The sequence below is a fragment of the Sulfitobacter sp. CW3 genome (assembly GCF_019392245.1).
GTDB lineage: Bacteria > Pseudomonadota > Alphaproteobacteria > Rhodobacterales > Rhodobacteraceae > Sulfitobacter.
In genome coordinates, this window is the sequence record NZ_JAHXRL010000031.1 from 1 (window position 1) to 533 (window position 533).

A 533-nucleotide genomic window follows, 5' to 3' on the forward strand; every position below is an offset into this window, starting at 1 on the left:
TGACGCCGGAGGACGATGCCAGGGGCGAGCGCGGCATCTTCTTCATCTTCATCAGCGCGCGTGCCTACGACACGATCGAGTTCATGCAGCAGGAATGGATCAACCGCGGCAACTTCATCGACCTCGGGGAGGAGCGGGATCCGGTCGTTGGTCTGCACGAGGGGGAACGACGCTTCACGATCCCGCAGACGCCAGCACGCAGGCGCATCGATGGCGTGCAGACCTTCAACGTCATGAAAGGCGGCGAGTATCTGTTCATGCCGAGCCTCTCGGCGCTGAACTGGCTAGCCAAAGCCGGATGGCGCAACGCTGCCAAACACGACTGATACACTTGGTCCGATTTGGGTATGCCGGCAGCGAACCAGTCCGGAACGCCCCCAAAACCTACTACTTGACCATTCGAAATGAACCGGCACTATGTGAACCATCCAAAACAAACCGGGGCGGTTCACATTGTTCGTCCGAGCTTACCTTCGTGCCAGCACCGCCGAACAGGATGCCGACCGCGCCCGCGCGCCGCTGCAGGCGTTTGC

General features: G+C 60.8%; 1 pseudogene. It reads left to right on the forward strand.

Going from position 1 to position 533, the window contains the following annotated elements:
• Positions 1–326: pseudogene (locus tag KZZ06_RS20080) on the forward strand (hypothetical protein); the annotation flags it as partial.
• Positions 327–533 lie beyond the last annotated feature (207 nt).